At 36.8% G+C, this 17918-nt stretch carries 28 protein-coding genes; all 28 read left to right on the forward strand.

What is annotated here, in order from left to right:
• Positions 1–19: 19 nt before the first annotated feature.
• Positions 20–271 (forward strand): hypothetical protein, encoded by a 252-nt coding sequence (locus NP781_RS05560; protein WP_257521677.1) that lies wholly within the window; start codon positions 20–22, stop codon positions 269–271.
• A 46-nt stretch (positions 272–317) separates the two neighbouring features.
• Entirely contained in the window at positions 318–500 is a 183-nt protein-coding gene (locus tag NP781_RS05565; protein WP_257521678.1) for a hypothetical protein, read from the forward strand.
• Positions 501–529: 29 nt separating this feature from the next.
• The gene (locus NP781_RS05570) at positions 530–691 is read left to right on the forward strand and encodes a hypothetical protein (protein ID WP_257521679.1); all 162 of its coding nucleotides are present in this window, start codon (positions 530–532) and stop codon (positions 689–691) included.
• Between the two features lie 134 nt (positions 692–825).
• Positions 826–1002: a hypothetical protein gene (locus NP781_RS05575; RefSeq protein ID WP_257521680.1), complete on the forward strand. Its 177-nt coding sequence runs from the start codon at positions 826–828 to the stop codon at positions 1000–1002.
• A 6-nt stretch (positions 1003–1008) separates the two neighbouring features.
• Positions 1009–1554: a site-specific integrase gene (locus tag NP781_RS05580; RefSeq protein WP_257521682.1), complete on the forward strand. Its 546-nt coding sequence runs from the start codon at positions 1009–1011 to the stop codon at positions 1552–1554.
• 154 nt (positions 1555–1708) lie between these two features.
• On the forward strand, positions 1709–2107 hold the full coding sequence (locus tag NP781_RS05585; protein WP_257521683.1) for a sigma factor-like helix-turn-helix DNA-binding protein: 399 nt from the start codon (positions 1709–1711) through the stop codon (positions 2105–2107).
• Positions 2108–2286: 179 nt separating this feature from the next.
• A complete protein-coding gene (locus NP781_RS05590) occupies positions 2287–2712 on the forward strand; it encodes a terminase small subunit (RefSeq protein WP_257522498.1) in 426 nt (141 codons plus the stop codon).
• A complete protein-coding gene (locus NP781_RS05595) occupies positions 2705–3955 on the forward strand; it encodes a PBSX family phage terminase large subunit (protein ID WP_257521685.1) in 1251 nt (416 codons plus the stop codon). Before NP781_RS05590 ends, NP781_RS05595 begins: the two co-directional genes overlap by 8 nt.
• An 11-nt stretch (positions 3956–3966) precedes the next feature.
• Positions 3967–5472: a phage portal protein gene (locus NP781_RS05600; RefSeq protein WP_257521686.1), complete on the forward strand. Its 1506-nt coding sequence runs from the start codon at positions 3967–3969 to the stop codon at positions 5470–5472.
• Positions 5459–6223, forward strand: coding sequence for a hypothetical protein (locus NP781_RS05605; protein WP_257521688.1), 765 nt, complete (start codon positions 5459–5461; stop codon positions 6221–6223). Before NP781_RS05600 ends, NP781_RS05605 begins: the two co-directional genes overlap by 14 nt.
• Positions 6175–6507: a minor capsid protein gene (locus tag NP781_RS05610; protein WP_257522499.1), complete on the forward strand. Its 333-nt coding sequence runs from the start codon at positions 6175–6177 to the stop codon at positions 6505–6507. Before NP781_RS05605 ends, NP781_RS05610 begins: the two co-directional genes overlap by 49 nt.
• Positions 6508–6608: 101 nt before the next feature.
• On the forward strand, positions 6609–7187 hold the full coding sequence (locus NP781_RS05615) for a phage scaffolding protein (protein ID WP_257521689.1): 579 nt from the start codon (positions 6609–6611) through the stop codon (positions 7185–7187).
• Between the two features lie 22 nt (positions 7188–7209).
• Positions 7210–8163 (forward strand): major capsid protein, encoded by a 954-nt coding sequence (locus tag NP781_RS05620; protein WP_257521690.1) that lies wholly within the window; start codon positions 7210–7212, stop codon positions 8161–8163.
• A gap of 13 nt (positions 8164–8176) precedes the next feature.
• Positions 8177–8533 (forward strand): Rho termination factor N-terminal domain-containing protein, encoded by a 357-nt coding sequence (locus NP781_RS05625; RefSeq protein ID WP_257521691.1) that lies wholly within the window; start codon positions 8177–8179, stop codon positions 8531–8533.
• Positions 8534–8538: 5 nt separating this feature from the next.
• Positions 8539–8934, forward strand: a complete 396-nt coding sequence (locus NP781_RS05630) for a hypothetical protein (protein WP_257521692.1) — start codon at positions 8539–8541, stop codon at positions 8932–8934.
• Positions 8928–9293, forward strand: a complete 366-nt coding sequence (locus NP781_RS05635) for a hypothetical protein (RefSeq protein ID WP_257521693.1) — start codon at positions 8928–8930, stop codon at positions 9291–9293. The genes NP781_RS05630 and NP781_RS05635 overlap by 7 nt, the downstream gene beginning before the upstream one ends.
• Positions 9293–9751, forward strand: coding sequence for an HK97 gp10 family phage protein (locus tag NP781_RS05640; protein ID WP_257521694.1), 459 nt, complete (start codon positions 9293–9295; stop codon positions 9749–9751). The genes NP781_RS05635 and NP781_RS05640 overlap by 1 nt, the downstream gene beginning before the upstream one ends.
• Positions 9741–10184, forward strand: coding sequence for a phage tail terminator family protein (locus NP781_RS05645; RefSeq protein ID WP_257521695.1), 444 nt, complete (start codon positions 9741–9743; stop codon positions 10182–10184). The genes NP781_RS05640 and NP781_RS05645 overlap by 11 nt, the downstream gene beginning before the upstream one ends.
• Positions 10171–10368, forward strand: coding sequence for a hypothetical protein (locus tag NP781_RS05650; protein ID WP_257521696.1), 198 nt, complete (start codon positions 10171–10173; stop codon positions 10366–10368). Before NP781_RS05645 ends, NP781_RS05650 begins: the two co-directional genes overlap by 14 nt.
• Positions 10368–11696, forward strand: a complete 1329-nt coding sequence (locus NP781_RS05655) for a phage tail sheath subtilisin-like domain-containing protein (protein WP_257521697.1) — start codon at positions 10368–10370, stop codon at positions 11694–11696. Before NP781_RS05650 ends, NP781_RS05655 begins: the two co-directional genes overlap by 1 nt.
• Before the next feature lie 13 nt (positions 11697–11709).
• On the forward strand, positions 11710–12225 hold the full coding sequence (locus NP781_RS05660) for a phage tail tube protein (RefSeq protein ID WP_257521698.1): 516 nt from the start codon (positions 11710–11712) through the stop codon (positions 12223–12225).
• Positions 12226–12305: 80 nt separating this feature from the next.
• Positions 12306–13115: a hypothetical protein gene (locus NP781_RS05665; RefSeq protein WP_257521699.1), complete on the forward strand. Its 810-nt coding sequence runs from the start codon at positions 12306–12308 to the stop codon at positions 13113–13115.
• A gap of 43 nt (positions 13116–13158) precedes the next feature.
• Positions 13159–13593 carry a phage tail assembly chaperone gene (locus NP781_RS05670; protein WP_257521700.1) on the forward strand — a complete coding sequence of 145 codons (435 nt, stop codon included), beginning with the start codon at positions 13159–13161 and terminating at the stop codon, positions 13591–13593.
• Positions 13594–13622: 29 nt separating this feature from the next.
• Positions 13623–13787 carry a hypothetical protein gene (locus NP781_RS05675; protein WP_257521701.1) on the forward strand — a complete coding sequence of 55 codons (165 nt, stop codon included), beginning with the start codon at positions 13623–13625 and terminating at the stop codon, positions 13785–13787.
• A gap of 77 nt (positions 13788–13864) precedes the next feature.
• Complete coding sequence (locus NP781_RS05680; protein WP_257521702.1) at positions 13865–14056, forward strand: hypothetical protein; 192 nt, start codon at positions 13865–13867, stop codon at positions 14054–14056.
• 47 nt (positions 14057–14103) lie between these two features.
• Entirely contained in the window at positions 14104–16287 is a 2184-nt protein-coding gene (locus NP781_RS05685; RefSeq protein ID WP_257521703.1) for a tape measure protein, read from the forward strand.
• On the forward strand, positions 16280–16963 hold the full coding sequence (locus tag NP781_RS05690; protein WP_257521704.1) for a LysM peptidoglycan-binding domain-containing protein: 684 nt from the start codon (positions 16280–16282) through the stop codon (positions 16961–16963). Before NP781_RS05685 ends, NP781_RS05690 begins: the two co-directional genes overlap by 8 nt.
• Positions 16956–17918, forward strand: coding sequence for an XkdQ/YqbQ family protein (locus NP781_RS05695; protein WP_257521705.1), 963 nt, complete (start codon positions 16956–16958; stop codon positions 17916–17918). Before NP781_RS05690 ends, NP781_RS05695 begins: the two co-directional genes overlap by 8 nt.

Below are 17918 nucleotides of genomic sequence, written 5' to 3' on the forward strand. Positions count from 1 at the left end.
TACGAAGGGAGCGAGTGAAATGGCACGTTATCAAACGGATTCACATGCAAACGATAGAGCTTTAGGTGATGAAAAACGTTCAGATAAACCAATTCGTTTCAAAGCGAAGAAAAACATCTACTGGGAAGATTGGGGGCATATGAGACGAGTTTTTGTAGCTGGTCGAGTATATGACGGTGTGCTTCATTCAGACGGGAATGTGACAGGTTATTCACCGTACTTTGATGTAGACGACTTTGTAAGTGCAGAAGAAATTGAAATCATTAATTAGCAGACATTCGAAAGATATTGTGCAGTAACACAGAGAGGGAGAATATATGAAAAGGACATGCAACGGTTGTCGAGCATTAGAGAACAATAGGGGTTATTTTCATTGTGACTTGGGCTATAAAGTGGAGCAAAAAACTGTAGAAAAGGTTATTAACGTAGGGGCAAAACCTAAAGAAGAATGTCCAAAACCTACAACTTATGATAATTATTTAAAGCTAAAAGGTTACTGAACAATTTGAACACGAAAGGAATGTTGTTAATGAGTCCAAGAGAAGAAATGAAAGAACTATTTGCGAATATAGCAGCAGAAGTAAATCATGGAGAGTGTTTTTATGCTTCTGAATCATTCAAAGACTTTTGCATCACGATAGATTTATTCAAAAGTGCTTGCAGAGATTTGTTTGAAAGTAATCAAGAGTAATTGTACTGCACAATATGAGGATTAAGTTTTTAAATAAATAACAGCCTTTACGGAAAATACCGGAGGCACTAACAGACAGGATAATGGCCTGTTTTGTTGGTGCCTCTTTTTATTTTATTAAAGGGGTGGAGAATATGAGAACAATACAAACTGAGTTGGTACAAAAGGGGTTAAGAAAAGAAACAAAAGGGCAAACGTCAAAAAGACGTCAACCTAAAAAACAGATGAGTCGAAGAGAAATAGAAGAACTAATGGGAGTCAATCGCAGTACCTACAAACGAGTAAAAGGTGCATATAGACAGAAAGGATGATAGCAGGTGAATTTTGTTCAACCTATTCGTGATCCAGAATACATTCGTGCTATTAAGAAGTATTTGTTTGATTGGAATTATAGAAATTACATGCTGTTTATTCTTGGTATTAACAGTGGACTTCGTATATCAGATATTCTCCAGCTTAAAGTATCTGATACTAAGCGAGACTATTTCAATGTTAAAGAGAAAAAAACAAAAAAACCTAGACGTATTGAAATGACACCACAATTAAAACGGGAATTAAAGCAGTATGTTGAGGGGAAAGAAGAATATGAATACTTATTTAAGAGCCGTGAAGGAGTTAATAAACCGATTAGTCGTAGTTCTGCCTACAAGATATTAAATAAAGCAGCAGTAGAAGTTGGCCTTGATGAAAATATAGGGACACATACTTTACGTAAAACATTTGGGTATCATTTTTACAAGCAGACAAAGGACGTTGCATTATTACAGGAAATATTAAATCATTCATCACCTAAAATCACATTGCGGTATATCGGCATAAACCAAGATCAAATAGATAAAGCAATGAAAGACTTTAGAATTTAACTTTTCTAATCAGTTCTCTTTAAAAATACAATGGTGAACTGATTTTATGAATAAAGCGTAAAGCCTTGTGAGTACTAGGCAAATAATATATTGGCGAGTTCAACAGAATACGCATTGAAGTGAACTGAAAGGGGCAAAAAGAGGTATGGAAATCATGAAAAATTACGCAGATTTATTACGTATTATAGATATTGTAAAAGCAGAGATTGAAATGTTAGAAGTAGACAGAGAATATTGGTTAGGTAAGAATGAACAATTGCCATTTGCTTCGATTGGTGCCGAAAAATATGGACTTGATGTTGCATCGCAGAGAACAGATCGTTTAAATGGTCGTATTTCATCATTAGAAACTAAATTAGAGCATTATCAAGCTATTGAAAAAGAGATTCGTGAAAACGTTGAGAAGTTGGAGGGCTTAGAATATAAAATTGCAAAACTACGATTTATTGATGGTATGACTTATCAAGAGATTGCCGATGAGCTAGGCTATACCCATGATCATATTCGTCGAGTTGCCAGTAAGAGTAGGAAGAGAGAAGCTTCAATAATTTGAATGCCACACCGATGCCACATTATTTATTGACACGTTGAGATATATTCATAGATGAAGTAACAGGCAAAAACAACTAAATAGACGTTTGCGGATACGTCAACACAGCAAAGCCACATCTATAGAGGTGTGGTTTTTTATTATTTAATAGCAATTAGCACAATGAGGTGATGCCATTGAAAGTGAGAAAATTAAATCCAAGACAACAGGAATTCGCAGATTACTTTATTGAATTAGGAAACGCAGAAGAAGCTGCACTTCGAGCTGGTTACAGTAAAGCGTATGCTAGAGGCCAATCTTATAAATTGTTGGCAAATGTCGGCATAAAAACATATATAGAAAACCGTATGGAAGAACTGAAATCAGAACGTGTTGCAAATCAGCAAGAAGTATTAGAGTATTTATCATCAATTATGCGAGGTGAACAGCAAGAAGAAGTACTTCGTGGTATTGGAGAAGGCGCTCAAACGATTGATGATATTGATGTAAGTGCCAAAGACAGGATAAAGGCTGCTGAACTTCTAGGAAGGCGCTACGGCATGTGGACAGATAAATTAAAGCATGAAGGTGCTATTCCAATTATCATTGAGGATGATGTAAGTGAGTAAAGCAAAGCGTATATCTATCCAAAAGCTAATTGGTAAAGGGTATGCTGACTACTGGAATTTTAAAGGCCGTTATCGAGTTTGTAAGGGTTCGCGTGCTTCTAAAAAGTCCAAAACTACAGCTATTTACTTTATTACTCAAATAATGAAGCATCCAGCTGCAAACCTATTAGTTATACGTAAAACATACCGCACACTAAAAGATTCTTGCTTTGCTGAATTACAGTGGGCGATTACGCAATTAGATGTTGAAAAGTACTGGCAAGTGAAAGAATCACCTTTAGAGTTAACCTATTTACCTACTGGACAGAAAATTTACTTTCGGGGTCTTGATGATCCATTAAAGGTAACATCCATTACTGTTAAAACAGGTGTCTTATGTTGGATGTGGATAGAGGAGGCATACGAGTTGCTAAATGAGGATGATTTTAATATGTTGGACGAATCAATTCGTGGTTCAGCACCAGGACACCTATTTAAACAAATTACTCTAACGCTCAATCCGTGGAATGAACGCCACTGGATAAAGAAGCGTTTTTTTGATGCAAAAAGAGATGATGATATTTTAGCAAAGTCAACCAATTACTTATGTAATGAGTTTTTAGATGACGCAGACAAAAGGGTGTTTGAACGAATGAAACGTGATAACCCACGTCGTTACCAAGTTGCTGGATTAGGAAATTGGGGCATTGTTGATGGCCTTGTGTTTGAAAATTGGATAGAGAGTGCCTTTGATAAGGACAAGCTTATTAAAGACCGTCCAAGGATAAAAGCTATGTTTGGTCTAGATTTTGGGTATACCAACGACCCTACAGCTTTCTTTGCTGCCTTAGTAGATGAAACAGCGAAAGAAATATACGTTTTTGATGAGATTTACCAAACAGGAATGAGTAACAGTATGATTTTTGAAGAAGTGAAACGCAAGGGCTATATTAAAGAGCGAATACGTGCAGATAGTGCAGAACCAAAGTCCATAGATGATTTGTATAACATGGGTATGTATAACATTAAAAAGGCACGTAAAGGTCCTGATAGTATAAATAACGGCATCCAAACTATTCAAGACTACAAAATCATTATTCATCCATCATGCGTTAATTTTTTGACAGAAATCACTAACTATACTTGGGACCAAGACAAGTTTGGTAAGAAGCTCAATAAGCCAGTTGATGACTTTAACCATTTGATGGATGCCATGAGATATGCATTAGAAGAATTAAAAGGCGATTTATTTAGCTTTGATTAGGATGTGAGTAGATGTTTGAATTTCTAGGAGAAGTAACAGATCGAATGAGGTTTAAGAAGATTATAGAGACTGGAGCAAAGACGGCTATATCCAATAAGAATGTGTTGGAGAAGGAAATAAAGAAATGGCTTGATTCTCCTAAACGTAAATTAATGCAATTAGGTGAGGCCTATTATATAGGTGAACATGAGATATTAGAGCGCAAACGTGAGGTTATAGGTGATGATGGAAAATTAGTTGAAGTTGAAAATTTACCTAATAACAGGATAGTTGATAATCAATATGCAAAATTAGTAGATCAAAAGGTAAATTATCTCTTAGCAAAACCTTTAACATTTGAAACACAGGATGAAAAATATCTTGAAGAACTTAATTTGGTTTTTAACGCGAAATTCCATAGAACCTTTCGTAATCTTGGTGAGGATTCTTTAAATGGAGGCATAGCGTGGTTATATATCTTTTATGATGAACGTGGGAAATTAGCATTTAAACGTTTCCCTCCATATGAAATATTACCTTTTTGGAAGGATGCGGACCATACAGAATTAGAGTTTGCTATTCGATTGTATCCTGTTTCTGCTTATGAAGGGGATAAAGAAGTTATTATTCATAAAGTCGAAATGTACACCACTGATGGTATTGCACATTTTATTTGGCAAAATAATAGTCTTATTCCTGACGTTGAACATATTAAGACAAATTATATATCAACTACAGATGAAGAAACTGGTGAAACATTAGTATTCAATTGGGAACGCGTTCCGTTGGTTGGCTTTAAGTATAACAATAAAGAAATACCACTCATCAAACGTGTTAAATCACTTCAAGATGGTATTAACATTATGCTTTCTGATTTTGAAAACAATATGCAAGAAAATGCACATAATACTATTCTTGTATTAGAGAACTATGATGGTCAGAACTTAGGTGAGTTTAGACGAAATCTAGCGCAATATGCTGCGGTAAAAGTTCGTAGTTCAGAAGGTTCCAGAGGGGATTTACGTACACTAACAATCGAGGTGAACGCAGATAACTATAAGGCAATCATTGCACTATTTAAAAAGGCAATGATTGAAAATGGCCGTGGATACGATGCTAAGGATGAACGAATGAGTAATAATCCAAATCAGATGAATATTCAAAGTATGTACAGTGATATTGATCTAGATGCCAATGGAATAGAAACCGAATATCAAGCAAGCTTTGAGGATTTACTATGGTTTGTGAATGTCCATCTTGTTAATAATGGAAAAGGTGATTTTGAAGATGAACAAGTCAATGTCATATTCAATCGTGACATTTTAATCAATGAAAGTGAAGCCATAAAGAATGCAGTTGATTCCATGCCAATCTTATCGATGGAAAGTATTATTGCACAGCATCCTTGGACAAAGAATCCACAACTTGAAATGGAACGTAAAGAAAAAGAGTATCAAAAGGAGCAGCAAGAATACGATGATTACCGAAAAAACTTCCCAAATCAATTGGTAGGTGGTAAAACAGATGGCAAAGAGTAGAACTTATTGGCAGAAACGTTTTGAAATGCTTGCAAATGCAGAAATGAGCAAAGGTGAAGCTTATTACAAGGATTTAGAACGTATTTACAAAGAAACATTAAAATCCATCGAAAAAGACATAACATATTGGTATCTTCGATTTGCGGATAATAATGAAATAACATTTACCGAAGCTAAGAAGTGGATTAAAGGTGCTGATTTAGAAGAGTTCAAGTGGGATGTCCATGAGTATATTCGCCGAGGTGAGGAATACGGCATCAATGCAGCTTGGGCAAAAGAATTAGAAAATGCCTCTGCACGCGTTCATATTTCCAGATTAGAAGCTATAAAATTACAAACTCAACAACATATTGAAGCACTATATGGTAGCCAAATTGAAGGTGTTGAACGCTTAGCTAAAGAGGTTTATCATTCAGCCTATTACCACACAGCTTTTGAAGTACAAGCTGGATATGGGGTAGGTTATAGTTTGCATTCTATTGATGCTAATCAATTAAAGTTAATGGTGTCAAAACCTTGGACAACGGATGGAGCAACCTTTAGTACTCGTATATGGCGTGCTAAAGATGAATTAGTAAATGTACTACACAGAGAACTTACACAAGCAACTATCCGTGGTGAGTCTCTCAATAACTTAATTGCGAAAATAAGTAAACAATTTGATGTTTCTACTAAGAAAGCTGGTCGTCTAGTAATGACGGAATCAGCTTTTTTGCGTCTGCTGGACAACAACAGGCTTATAAGAATTTAGGTGTAGAACAATATGAAATTGTATCAGCATTAGATCATCGTACAAGTGCTATTTGCAGACAGTTAGATGGCAAGGTATTAACTATGAGTGACTATGCACCAGGCATTACAGCACCACCATTTCATGCTTGGTGTAGGACAGTTACAGTTCCTTACTTTGATGACAATTATGGAGAACGAGCAGCGAGTAGAGGGAATAGTAGTGATCCTGACGATGTTTACTATGTTCCTTCGAATATGAAGTACGAAGAATGGTTCCGTGTGTATGGTGTTAAGCAAAAATAAAACTTGAGAATAATTCGTCAAATGCTCAAACAGACGTAAAAAGCTAATAGAGCAAACACTCTATCGTGCGTACTACGAGAATGCGAAATGGAGGAATAAAGATGACTAAAGAACAATTAATGGCATTAGGATTAAGTGAAGAACAAGCAACAAATATTATTGAAGGTTTTGGAACAATGATTCCGAAGAGTCGTTTTGATGAGGTAAACGATGCCAAGAAACAACTAGAAAAAGATGTTGCTGATCGAGATGAACAATTAGAAGAACTTAAAAAATCTGCGGGTGCCACTGATGACCTAAAAGCAGAGATAGAAAAGTTACAAGGTGAAAACACAGCTGCAAAAGAAAAGTATGAGGCCGAAGTAAAACAATTAAAACTATCTAGTGCTGTTGAACGTGCTCTTACAGGTGCCAAAGCTAAAAATATCAAAGCCGTTAAAGCATTGTTAGATTTAGAGAATGCAGAATTAGACGGTGAAGATGTAAAAGGCTTAGCAGATCAGATTAAAGCATTACAAGAAGGAGAAGATTCTAAATTCCTTTTTGAAAGTTCTACAAATGATAAACAGCAACAGTATAGAGGCTTTAAGCCAGGGGAAAAAGGCGAAAGAGGTGGACAGGAATCTGCGCCAACTTCATTAGCTGATGCGGTACAGTCTCATTTCACACAAAATCAATAAATATGAAAAGGTGGTAATTTAAATGGCAGTAACATTAGCTCAAGCCAAGTTAAACGTACAAGATGATTTACAGATGGGTGTTATCGATGAATTTGCGAAATCAAATTTCCTATTCAATGCCCTAACATTCGATGATGTTGTTTCTCCTACTGGTGGAGGTGCAACCCTTACTTATGGATATACACGTTTGAAAACACAACCAACAGCTGCATTCCGTGCTGTTAACAGCGAATACACTTCAAGTGAAGTAGAGAAAGAGCGTATCACTACGGATTTAGCTGTATTCGGTGGTTCGTTCAAAATTGACCGCATTATTGCTAATATGGGTGGGATTGTTGATGAAGTTACACTTCAAATGCAACAAAAAATTAAGGCTGCATCTGCTTTATTCAACGATACTGTTATTAATGGGGACACGGGCATTGAAGCGAATGGCTTCGATGGTTTAGAAAAGGCTTTGACAGGTTCATCAACAGAATATGAACCATCATCCATTATCGATTTATCTACATCTGATTTAGTAACAACAAACTATGCTAGATTCCTTGATGAATTAGATGAGTTTCTTATGGGCTTAGATGGTAAGCCAAACTTTATTGGTGGTAACTTGAAACTAATCGCTAAGATTCGTGCAGCTGCTAGACGTGCTGGTATGTATCAAATCGTTCAAAATGAATTTGGGCAAAACGTTGAGTCATACAACGGTATTCCTTTAGTAGACTTTGGAGCAAAACCTGGTTCAAATGCCAACGTAGTTGATATTGAAGCAGATGGCACGACTTCTTTGTATGTGGCCCGTCTAGGCTTAGATGGTTTCCATGCTATTTCAATGGCAGGTCAATCGCCTGTCAATACGTGGCTACCTGACTATAAAACAGCAGGTGCAGTAAAAACAGGCGAAGTAGAAATGGTTGCTGGTGTGGCATTAAAAGCTACAAAGGCGGCAGGTGTAATGCGTAAAATCAAAGTGCAATAAGGGAGGGCTTTTCATGGCAAAGATTTATGCTCCTAATAAGGCGTACAATGGTATTACAGCCACTGTGCGCTTTATTAATGGCGAAGGCGAGACAGAAAATCCAAAGTTACTTAAATGGTTTACTCGTAAGGGGTACCACGTTGATGAAGTAAAAGATGAAGAGTCACCACAGGAGGAAATTACCACTATCTCTGAAGAAACAACTGATAGTATTTCTGAACAAGAAACAGCTGCTGAATCAACAAATAAATACGATGGATTAAATGTTGATGAATTAAAAGAAATAGCTAAAAAACATAAAATTAAAGGTTACAGTTCTATGCTTCGACCTCAATTGATTGAAGCCTTACAAGAGATAGAAAGTGAGTGAGTTATATGAATGAAGATGTGAAATCTCGTTTGAATTCACTCGGTGTTAGTATTTCAAGTGAACCTAACAGCCCTGATGAAATGATGCTGTTTTTTTGTATCAATAAAGTAACAAACCACATTAATAATCAAACAAATCTATCTGAAATTCCCCTAGGACTCCATGAAATTGCAGTGGATATGGTCGTTGGGGAATTTTTATATGCTAAGAAGTCAATGGGTGCCCTATCTATAGACACTTTAGATTTTGATTTGATTTCTAAACAGGTACAAGATGGCGATACCAATACTGTATTTGCTATTGAAGCAGATACTACTCCAGAAGCTCAATTTAATGCCTTTGTAGAGTATTTACGTCACGACAAAACTGATTTTATAAAATACAGGGTACTGACATGGTAAGTGCAAGACGCAAGGCATTGGAACGGCTTTGGAGGGGCAATTGCACAGTTAAGGTGTGGAAAGAAGTAGAAGACCCAATAACCCATGTCACAACGCATAAAGAAGTAGCACTGTATGAGGATGACCTTAAATGTAAGTTGTCTCATGAAAAGTTAACGAGCGCTTCAACAAATGATGGGCCAGCAAAAATATCTGAACAAATCAAGTTATCCTTAGGTAACGAATTTGAAATACCTGCTGGATGTAAAATTATCGTGACACAAGATAATGTAACAGAAGAATACACTCGTTCGGGCAAACCTGGTATCTTTATGGATCATCAAGAAATTGTCCTAGAGTTATTTAAGGGGTACGCATAATGAGCGTTAATTACCAACAGTTAAAAAGATTTGAGAGAAAGTTAGCTAAATTAGCAACTGCTGATTATCAAAAGTTTTGCGAAGCATGCGCTAAAGAACTTGCAGCTAGATTATTAGCTAAAGTAATTAAACGCACACCAGTTGACGACGGTGTTTTAAGACGTGGATGGACTTCTAAAAGTGAACAAGAGGCCGAATCTAGCGGTAGAAAAAGTGCTGTAAGCTTTGCAGAAGAATTAAGTATTAAAGTTGTTGGAAATATGTATGAGATTGAGATTATCAATCCAGTTTCATATTCATCTTATGTTGAATTTGGACACCGATTGCAAGGTAATATTGGGTGGGTTAATGGCCGATTCATGATGACAATTTCGGCAGATGAGCTAGAACAGCAGGCGCCAGCTATTCTTGAACGAAAGCTATTCAACATGTTAAAGGAGGCTATTGATGGAGATTAATGATATTCAAAAAGCTATATCTGTTAAGCTCCACGATGCTTTTGGAGCAGATTACAAAAAATATATAGATGAAGTACCGCAGGGGTTCGTGACTCCTGCTTTTTTTATTCAATTTTTAAACCTAGAACAGATCAGACAAATCGGTAAACGGTGGAAAGTAACAACATTATTTGATGTTCAATATTTCCCTAAAAATGGCTTGTCTGAGGCGTCTAATATGACTTTGAAAATACAGCAAGCCATAAAAGAAATAACGCTGTTAAATGGTTCTCTAATGCTTGGTACAGGAGCAAACAGCGAAGTTGTTGACGGTATTGGTCATAACTTCATTCATTTCAATTTCTTCTTGCAGGAGGTTGAAGAAAAGATTTTCATGGGCTCATTAGAGCAATACATCAATAAGCAAAGGGTGATTCCGAATGGCGACAACTAAAGTACAGGGAAAAGATGCTGTAAAAAATGATTTGCCAACTTTCACAAAAGAACAACTAGTTAAAAGTAAAAAATATGTTCATCGACGTGATGCTTTAAATGCGTTGCTAGAGGACAATAAATTATACTCATTTGCCGAGGTGGATGGCATTTTAAAACAGTTTGAAGAAGGAGGGAAAGCTTAATGGCATTAGGTGGAGGCTTTTGGTTAACACAAAACAAAGTGTTACCAGGTACGTATCACAATTTTATTAGTAAGGCACGAGCATTCCTCAATTTATCTGATCGAGGTTATGCAGCATTGCCAATTGCTCTTGATTGGGGAGTAGACGATGCAGTAATGACTGTCACTAAGGAGGACATGCAAAAAGACTCTTTAAAAATCTTTGGCTACGATTACACTCATCCAAAGCTAAAAGGTATTAGAGATCTATTCAAAGGAGCCCTTACAGTTTTCTTCTGCAAACTAAACCTCGGAGGGGCAAAGGCAACTAATGCTTTTGCTACAGCGAAATACAAAGGTGAACGTGGAAACGATATTACAATCGTTATTCAAGCAAATGTTGACGAACCGTCAAAGTGGGACGTGAAAACTCTTATTGATGGAACATTAATTGATGAACAAAATGCTGTTTCAACTGCTGCTGATTTAAAAAATAATGATTTCGTTTATTTTAAAAAGGATGCTACCCTAGCAGCAACAGCAGGGACAAAACTAACAGGCGGAAATAACGGAGCAACTGCACTAACAGCAGGGACACCTCACCAAATGGCCTTAGATGAATTAGAGGCATATGGTTTCAACACTCTGGGCTGTCTATCAGAGGATTCAATAATTAAATCGCTATATATGGAGTATACAAAGCGTATTCGAGATGAGGTCGGTGGTAAGTTCCAATTAATCGGACATAAACTTGGAAAAGCAGATCATGAAGGTATTATAGATATTCAAAACGATGCAATTGGAGCTGATGAGGAAGTTTTTGGAGCTGTATATTGGGTTACAGGTGTACAAGCAGGAGTAGCTGTTAATCAATCAAATACAAATCGTACGTATGATGGTGAACATGAGCTTGATATGTCAGAAACAAAGACTCAACCACAATTAACACTATTACTTAATGCAGGAAAATACGTTTTCCATCGAGTGGGTGATGACTTTAATGTGTTAGAAGATGTAAATACATTTACATCATTCAGCACAGATAAAAATGAGGACTTCTCATATAACCAAACGATTCGGGTTCTAGATCAGCTTGCAATCGATACAGCTCATCTATTCAATACTCGCTATCTTGGTAAAGTGCCAAATGATGCAGATGGCCGTATTTCATTGTGGAATGATATTGGTAAACATCGTGGAGAAATGCAACGTATTCGAGCAATCCAAAATTACGATAAAGAAAAGCTATTGGTAGGACAAGGTGAATCGAAACGAGCAGTTGTTGTACAAGAGGAAGTAATAAATACACTAACGATGTCACAACTTTACGTGACGACGATGGTAGCGTAAGGAGGAGAAGTAATTGGATAAAAACAAAGTATTAATTCCTTTAAATCTACAATATTTTGCAGATGCTACCATGCATGCTCGTGATGCTATTCATGGTGCTCAAGGGGTAGCGTGGGTGACAATCGATGGGAATCGTTATAAATTCGCTCAATTGATCAATATAGAGGCTAGAGCAGACAAAACGAAAACCCAAATTCCCATTATGGGACAAGTGGCAAAGGGGAATAAGGCTACCGGTATTGAATATACAGGTAGTGCAACATTTTACTTCAACACATCGATCTTTAGAAAAATGCTGAAACACTATCAAGATACTGGAGAAGACACTTATTTTGACATTCAAGTGACAAATGAAGATGGTTCCTCTCAAGCTGGTAGTCAAACAACTATTTTGATTGATTGCAATATAGATGGAGGCATTGTTGCGGCATTGGATGCTGATGCCGAATATTTAGAGGATTCTTTCGACTTCACTTTCGAACGATTCGAAATGCCTACTTCCTTCAATATGTTGCCAGAAATGTTATAATTTATATTTGTAAACTATACTTCACTTTTCAGAAATGATATATTGGAAATATTATACTTTGAAGAAAGTGGGATAAGCCTATGAAATTTGCGGTAGGTGAAGTGGTCGGAAAGTTAACCATAGTAGAATTTCAAGGAAGAAATAAACATAGCAAAAAGCAATGGCTGTGCCGTTGTGAATGTGGAAATATAGTTATTAGGGCCGAAGGGAATCTAAAGAACACTAAAGTACCACATTGTGGTTGTTCTCCCGGATGGAAGGGTACAAATAAACGGTTTAAAGATTTAACAGGAGAACGATGCGGTAGGCTTACAGTAAAGTATCATTATGGTAAGAATAAATACAGTCATAATTTATGGTATTGCCAATGTGATTGCGGGAATTATTCGGTTGTTACGACAGCAGCTTTATCAAAAGGTGATACAAATAGTTGTGGATGTTTAGCAATTGAACTAACTACTAAAAGAACGATTACACATGGTATGACAAATACTCGTTTATACAAGGCATATGCTAAAATGAAGGAACGATGTGACAACCCTAATAGTAAAAGCTTTCAGTATTATGGTGGTCGTGGAATCAAAATTCATGATATATGGTCTACTTTTGAAAAGTTTAAAAACTGGGCCTATAACAACGGTTATGAAGAACATCTAACCATTGATCGGATTGATGTCAATGGAGACTATGAACCTTTGAATTGTCGTTGGGTTACTATGAAAGTACAAAATAATAATAAACGGAACAATTTAAATATAGTTTATAAAGGACAAGAGAAAACGTTAAAGCAGTGGTCAGAAGAGTTGAATATAAAATATTCAACCTTATACGGAAGAATAGTAAAAAGAGGTTGGGATATTGATAGAGCTTTCGAGACTAGAAAAATCTAGTCTCTTTTTTATTACAAAAATAATAAGGAAAAGGTGATTATAAATGACAAACTTAACTGCATTCTTTGCACACAATAAAAAGCAAAATGGAAATATTAAGAGAGCTGTTTCTAAAAGTTTTGTGGATGAACAAGGGAAACCTATTGAATGGGAGTTTGCGCCAGTTTCGCCAGAGCGTGATGCTGAATTAAAGTCTGAATGTACAAAACGTTCTATGATTACACAAGGAAAACGTAAAGGACAATTTAACACGGACTTTGACCATTTTAAATACCAACGTTTATTAACAGTTGAATCTATTGTATTTCCAAATCTAAACGACAAAGAGTTACAAGATTCTTATAATGCAATGGGTGCAGATGCACTACTTGGTAAGATGCTGACAATCGGTGAAATTGCAGATGCATCAGCTGCGGCACAAGAAGCCAACGGTTATGAAGCCGATTTGGAGGATATGGTTGAAGAAGTAAAAAACTAATTGAGGACGGTGATGGTGACGCTAATATCATGCATTGGTGGGTTCATAAAATGCGTCGCCTACCGTCCGAATATATGTCTCTATCTTTAGCAGATAAGGCTTGTGTTATTGCTTCGCTACAGATCAAGATTGAAGAAGATAAAAAGCAAGAGCGTGAAGCAAAACGAGGTTCCAGAAAAGGAAAGAAGCGATAGGAATTAGCTAATTATGCTAAATAGCTATAGTGAAATCCCTCTTTGTTATGTATATTTGTGTAGGAGGAGGGGTACAGATGTTAGCACTCATAATTATTTTGGTGGTAATTATGTTTTTATTCGCATTAATAAAAGTCGGGATGTCAAAATCATCAGAATGTCATAAATGCGGTAAGAAATTCAAAATGCTTGGTAATAAAGTAAAATGTCCATTCTGTCATACTAAGCATTACAAACAGCCAGATGGAACATATATTACGAAAGAGTAGCACTCAATTATGAGTGCTTTTTCTTATGCCTGAAAAGAGGTGTAGTTATGGCTACAATACGTACCGCAATTCAAATTGAAGATCGTTTAAGCCAACCCATTCGAGCTATGCATAATGCTATTTCAATGATGGTTAACCAAATGGAGCATATGAATGTAGCTTCTGGCGATATGTTCGATAGTTCTTCTATTGAGTTGATGCGAAGAAATTTAGCTAATGCAGCTAACTCAATGAATCAGATTGAACGAGAAATTCATGCAGCTAATAACGCGCAAGGTGGGCTAAACAATCGTATACGTGATGGTACAGATGCGATGAATGGTTTACTCAGTAAAGTGATGACTTTAATAGGCGCTTATTTATCTTTACGTGGTTTGGGTCAATTAATTGAGATTTCTGACGAATTGACAAATACCAAGGCACGTGTGCAACTACTTGTAGAGGAAATGCCTGTAATTCCAGATCAATTAGCTAAAGTCGATTTCGGCCTCGGAGATATGAGCGATATTGAAATTGCGCAGCAACTAATACACGATGCCGCACAACGATCATTTTCTTCATTTAAGGATACCGCTGACATGGTTTCGAGAATTGGTACTAATGCTCGTGATTCATTTGGAAGTTTGGGTGAAGTGGTAGCATTTACAGAGCTAGTACAAAAGCAATTTGGTATTGCTGGAGCAAGTGCAGTTGAAGCAAGTAATGCAACTATTCAGTTATCTCAAGCTTTAGCTTCGGGAGTTTTACGTGGTGACGAACTTAACTCGATATTTGAACAAGCACCAAACTTAATATCTACTATCGCTGACTATATGGGTGAACCTCTAGGGGCGATTCGGGACTTAGCTGCAGATGGAATGATTACAGCAGATATTGTAAAAAATGCAATGTTTGCGGCAACTGATGAAATAAATAAAAAGTTTGACAGTATGCCAGTAACTTGGTCGCAAATGTGGACTTATTTTCAAAATGAAGCCTTGCGTGCATTTGGTCCAGTCTTAAAACAAATAAATGACGTTGCAAATAGTGAGAGATTTAAAGAATTTGTTTCTAGCGCAACGCAAGCTTTGTATTTAATAGCTGGAGTTATAGGCATTGTAATGAATGCAATTGCTTCAATAGGAGCCTTTATTTATGATAATTGGCAATGGATTGCCCCTATTATCTTTGGTGTAGGAAGTGCATTACTTATTCTTGCTAGTTACATTATTATAGTTCGAACTGCTATTTTGTTAAAAACAGCGGCAGTTTGGGCTTGGAATGCTGCGCTTGCAGCTAATCCTATTGTATGGGTAGTAATAGCTATTATTGCTTTAATCGCAATAATATACTTAGCTGTAGCTGCAATAAATGATTTTACAGGTTCCTCTATAAGTGCAACAGGCATTATTGCTGGAGCATTTATGGTCCTCGGTTCCGCAATTTTTAATGTGATAGCATATCTGTGGAATATGTGGGCTTCTTATGCAGAGTTTTTTGTAAATGTATGGAAACATCCGATGTATTCTGTAAAAAGATTGTTTTATAATCTGTCATCAAATGTATTAGATTCTATAATTTCAATGACAAGTGGTTGGGATAATTTCGCAACAAATTTCGTCAACGCAATCGTCAGTGCGGTAAATGGCGCTATTAAAGCTTGGAACTGGTTTGTTGATTTATTACCATCCGATATTGCTGCAAAAATTGGTATTGGAAAAGGTAGCGAAATCGCTCATACAACGTCTATTACAAGTGATTTAAAAGGTCTCAAAGGTGCATTAGGAGATTGGGTTGGTGAAGCCCCTGCTGATTACTGGGAAGCTCCTAAAATGGAGATGAAATCACTAGGTGCTGCTTGGGATACAGGTTACAACTGGGGTGCTGATTTATTCAACTTTGACAAAGGTAATACAGGTGGCAACACCGATGCACTTATGAAGTCGATTAATGATGCACTTGGATTAGGTGACAAGTTAGACAAAGGTAACGAAGCAGGTAAGAAAACAGCTGACAATACGAAGAAAGCAGCTGATGGCATTAAAATGATGAATGAAGATTTAAAGTATTTACGTGACATCGCTGAGCGCGAAGCCATCAACCGATACACAACAGCTGAGATTAAAGTGGATATGAAGAATGAAAATCATATCAACAGTGAGTTAGATGTTGATGGCATTATCGATAAATTCGGAGAACGTGTAGAAGAAGTTGCCGAAATGCTAGCAGAAGGAGGTTCAACAGATGTATAACTTTTTTGTAGATGGTGTACAGTTTCCTGTTGCCCCTGCTGAACTTAGTACAAAGATAAATGGACGTAACGAAACGATTATTCTAATGAACGAAGGCGAAGTCAACATAATAAAGAAAACAGGACTAACGGATATTGAGTTTGAGGTACTACTCCCAAACGTCAAATATCCGTTTTCTGTTTATCCAAACGGTTTTCAGCAAGCTACCTACTACCTCGAAAAACTAGAAAAGCTGAAAGTTGATGACAAGCCCTTTCAGTTTATTGTCAATCGCATGATGCCTAATGGAAACCTACTTTTTGACACCAACATGACCGTAGCACTTGAAGAATACGAGATATTAGAATCGGCTGAAAATGGCTTTGATGTCAATGTAAGAATCAAATTAAAGCAGTATAAAGCTTATGGCAATAAAAAAATCAATTTGAAAGCTACTGCTAAAGCTAGTAGTGCAACAAGCACTGCAAAGACGGCTACTAAAGCTGTTGTAGAGCAAAAACGGCCAACAACAGGTAAGACGACACCGAAAACTCATATCGTAAAAGATGGAGAAACACTATGGGCGATTGCTAAAAAGTATTTAGGTGATGGATCGAAGTATACCGAGCTAGCAAAAATCAATAACATCAGTAATCCAAGCGTCATTAAAGCAGGGCAGGTGATCAAACTTGGCTAAATCAAAACTATATATCATGAGTAGAGGGCAGCTATACGAATGCGCAGTCGAAGAAGGTATTGAATGGGAAACGCATCGTAAAGGCACACCAGGTAAATTGACATTCAAAGTGATCAAAGACGATGTACTTAATTTTCATGAGGGTGATGCAGTTCGTTTTGAATATGACGGTAATAAGATATTTTACGGTTTTGTCTTTACCAAGAAGCGTACGAATAACAGGGTTATTACTGTTACTTGCTATGATCAGCTGCGCTACTTTAAAAATAAGGACACATATGTATATTCCAAAAAGACGGCTGCTCAAGTACTTCAAATGATTGCGAAGGACTTTAGATTAAAGACAGGCACTGTAGATAATACAAAGCATGTCATTCCCTCTATGGTCGAGGATAATCAAGAATTGTTTACTATAATGGCTAATGCTTTAGCTGAAACGACTCTACACACTAAAAGTTTATATGTGCTTTATGATGACTTCGGCTCTCTTAATTTACGTGAAGCCAGGACACTTAAAACGGACTTACTGATTGATGAAAGTACAGGTGAATCGTTTGAATACACGACATCCATTGATGAAAATACGTACAACAAAATTAAGCTGATACGTGAAGATAAGAAGAAAGGGAAACGTGAAATTTATATTGCCCAAGACAGCAGCAAAATCAACGAGTGGGGCGTTTTGCAACTCACAGAGAAGTTAGGAGAAAAGGATAACGCTAAAGCAAAGGCAGATGGCATGTTACAGCTTTATAACCGCAAATCACGTAAGCTCCACATTAATAAAGTGTTTGGCAATCCAATTGTACGTGGTGGCAGTCAGGTAGCTGTCCAGTTGTATGTTGGTGATTTGACTGTGGCGAATTTCATGATGGTTGAATCGGTAAAACACATCTTCAAAGAATCTGATCATCGAATGGATTTGAAGTTAATAGGCGGTGATTTCATTGCGTAG

Origin of the sequence: Lysinibacillus sp. FN11 (assembly GCF_024628845.1) — a bacterium.
Classification (GTDB): Bacteria; Bacillota; Bacilli; order Bacillales_A; family Planococcaceae; genus Lysinibacillus; species Lysinibacillus capsici.

Coding starts and splice junctions, on each gene's coding strand:
- NP781_RS05665 (WP_257521699.1), top strand. CDS start 12,306: ATGAAATTTGCGGTAGGTGAAGTGGTCGGAAAGTTAACCATAGTAGAA.
- NP781_RS05560 (WP_257521677.1), top strand. CDS start 20: ATGGCACGTTATCAAACGGATTCACATGCAAACGATAGAGCTTTAGGT.
- NP781_RS05605 (WP_257521688.1), top strand. CDS start 5,459: ATGGCAAAGAGTAGAACTTATTGGCAGAAACGTTTTGAAATGCTTGCA.
- NP781_RS05685 (WP_257521703.1), top strand. CDS start 14,104: ATGGCTACAATACGTACCGCAATTCAAATTGAAGATCGTTTAAGCCAA.
- NP781_RS05585 (WP_257521683.1), top strand. CDS start 1,709: ATGAAAAATTACGCAGATTTATTACGTATTATAGATATTGTAAAAGCA.
- NP781_RS05670 (WP_257521700.1), top strand. CDS start 13,159: ATGACAAACTTAACTGCATTCTTTGCACACAATAAAAAGCAAAATGGA.
- NP781_RS05630 (WP_257521692.1), top strand. CDS start 8,539: ATGAATGAAGATGTGAAATCTCGTTTGAATTCACTCGGTGTTAGTATT.
- NP781_RS05675 (WP_257521701.1), top strand. CDS start 13,623: ATGCATTGGTGGGTTCATAAAATGCGTCGCCTACCGTCCGAATATATG.
- NP781_RS05575 (WP_257521680.1), top strand. CDS start 826: ATGAGAACAATACAAACTGAGTTGGTACAAAAGGGGTTAAGAAAAGAA.
- NP781_RS05620 (WP_257521690.1), top strand. CDS start 7,210: ATGGCAGTAACATTAGCTCAAGCCAAGTTAAACGTACAAGATGATTTA.
- NP781_RS05680 (WP_257521702.1), top strand. CDS start 13,865: ATGTTAGCACTCATAATTATTTTGGTGGTAATTATGTTTTTATTCGCA.
- NP781_RS05570 (WP_257521679.1), top strand. CDS start 530: ATGAGTCCAAGAGAAGAAATGAAAGAACTATTTGCGAATATAGCAGCA.
- NP781_RS05600 (WP_257521686.1), top strand. CDS start 3,967: ATGTTTGAATTTCTAGGAGAAGTAACAGATCGAATGAGGTTTAAGAAG.
- NP781_RS05625 (WP_257521691.1), top strand. CDS start 8,177: ATGGCAAAGATTTATGCTCCTAATAAGGCGTACAATGGTATTACAGCC.
- NP781_RS05635 (WP_257521693.1), top strand. CDS start 8,928: ATGGTAAGTGCAAGACGCAAGGCATTGGAACGGCTTTGGAGGGGCAAT.
- NP781_RS05650 (WP_257521696.1), top strand. CDS start 10,171: ATGGCGACAACTAAAGTACAGGGAAAAGATGCTGTAAAAAATGATTTG.
- NP781_RS05565 (WP_257521678.1), top strand. CDS start 318: ATGAAAAGGACATGCAACGGTTGTCGAGCATTAGAGAACAATAGGGGT.
- NP781_RS05640 (WP_257521694.1), top strand. CDS start 9,293: ATGAGCGTTAATTACCAACAGTTAAAAAGATTTGAGAGAAAGTTAGCT.
- NP781_RS05615 (WP_257521689.1), top strand. CDS start 6,609: ATGACTAAAGAACAATTAATGGCATTAGGATTAAGTGAAGAACAAGCA.
- NP781_RS05655 (WP_257521697.1), top strand. CDS start 10,368: ATGGCATTAGGTGGAGGCTTTTGGTTAACACAAAACAAAGTGTTACCA.
- NP781_RS05645 (WP_257521695.1), top strand. CDS start 9,741: ATGGAGATTAATGATATTCAAAAAGCTATATCTGTTAAGCTCCACGAT.
- NP781_RS05690 (WP_257521704.1), top strand. CDS start 16,280: ATGTATAACTTTTTTGTAGATGGTGTACAGTTTCCTGTTGCCCCTGCT.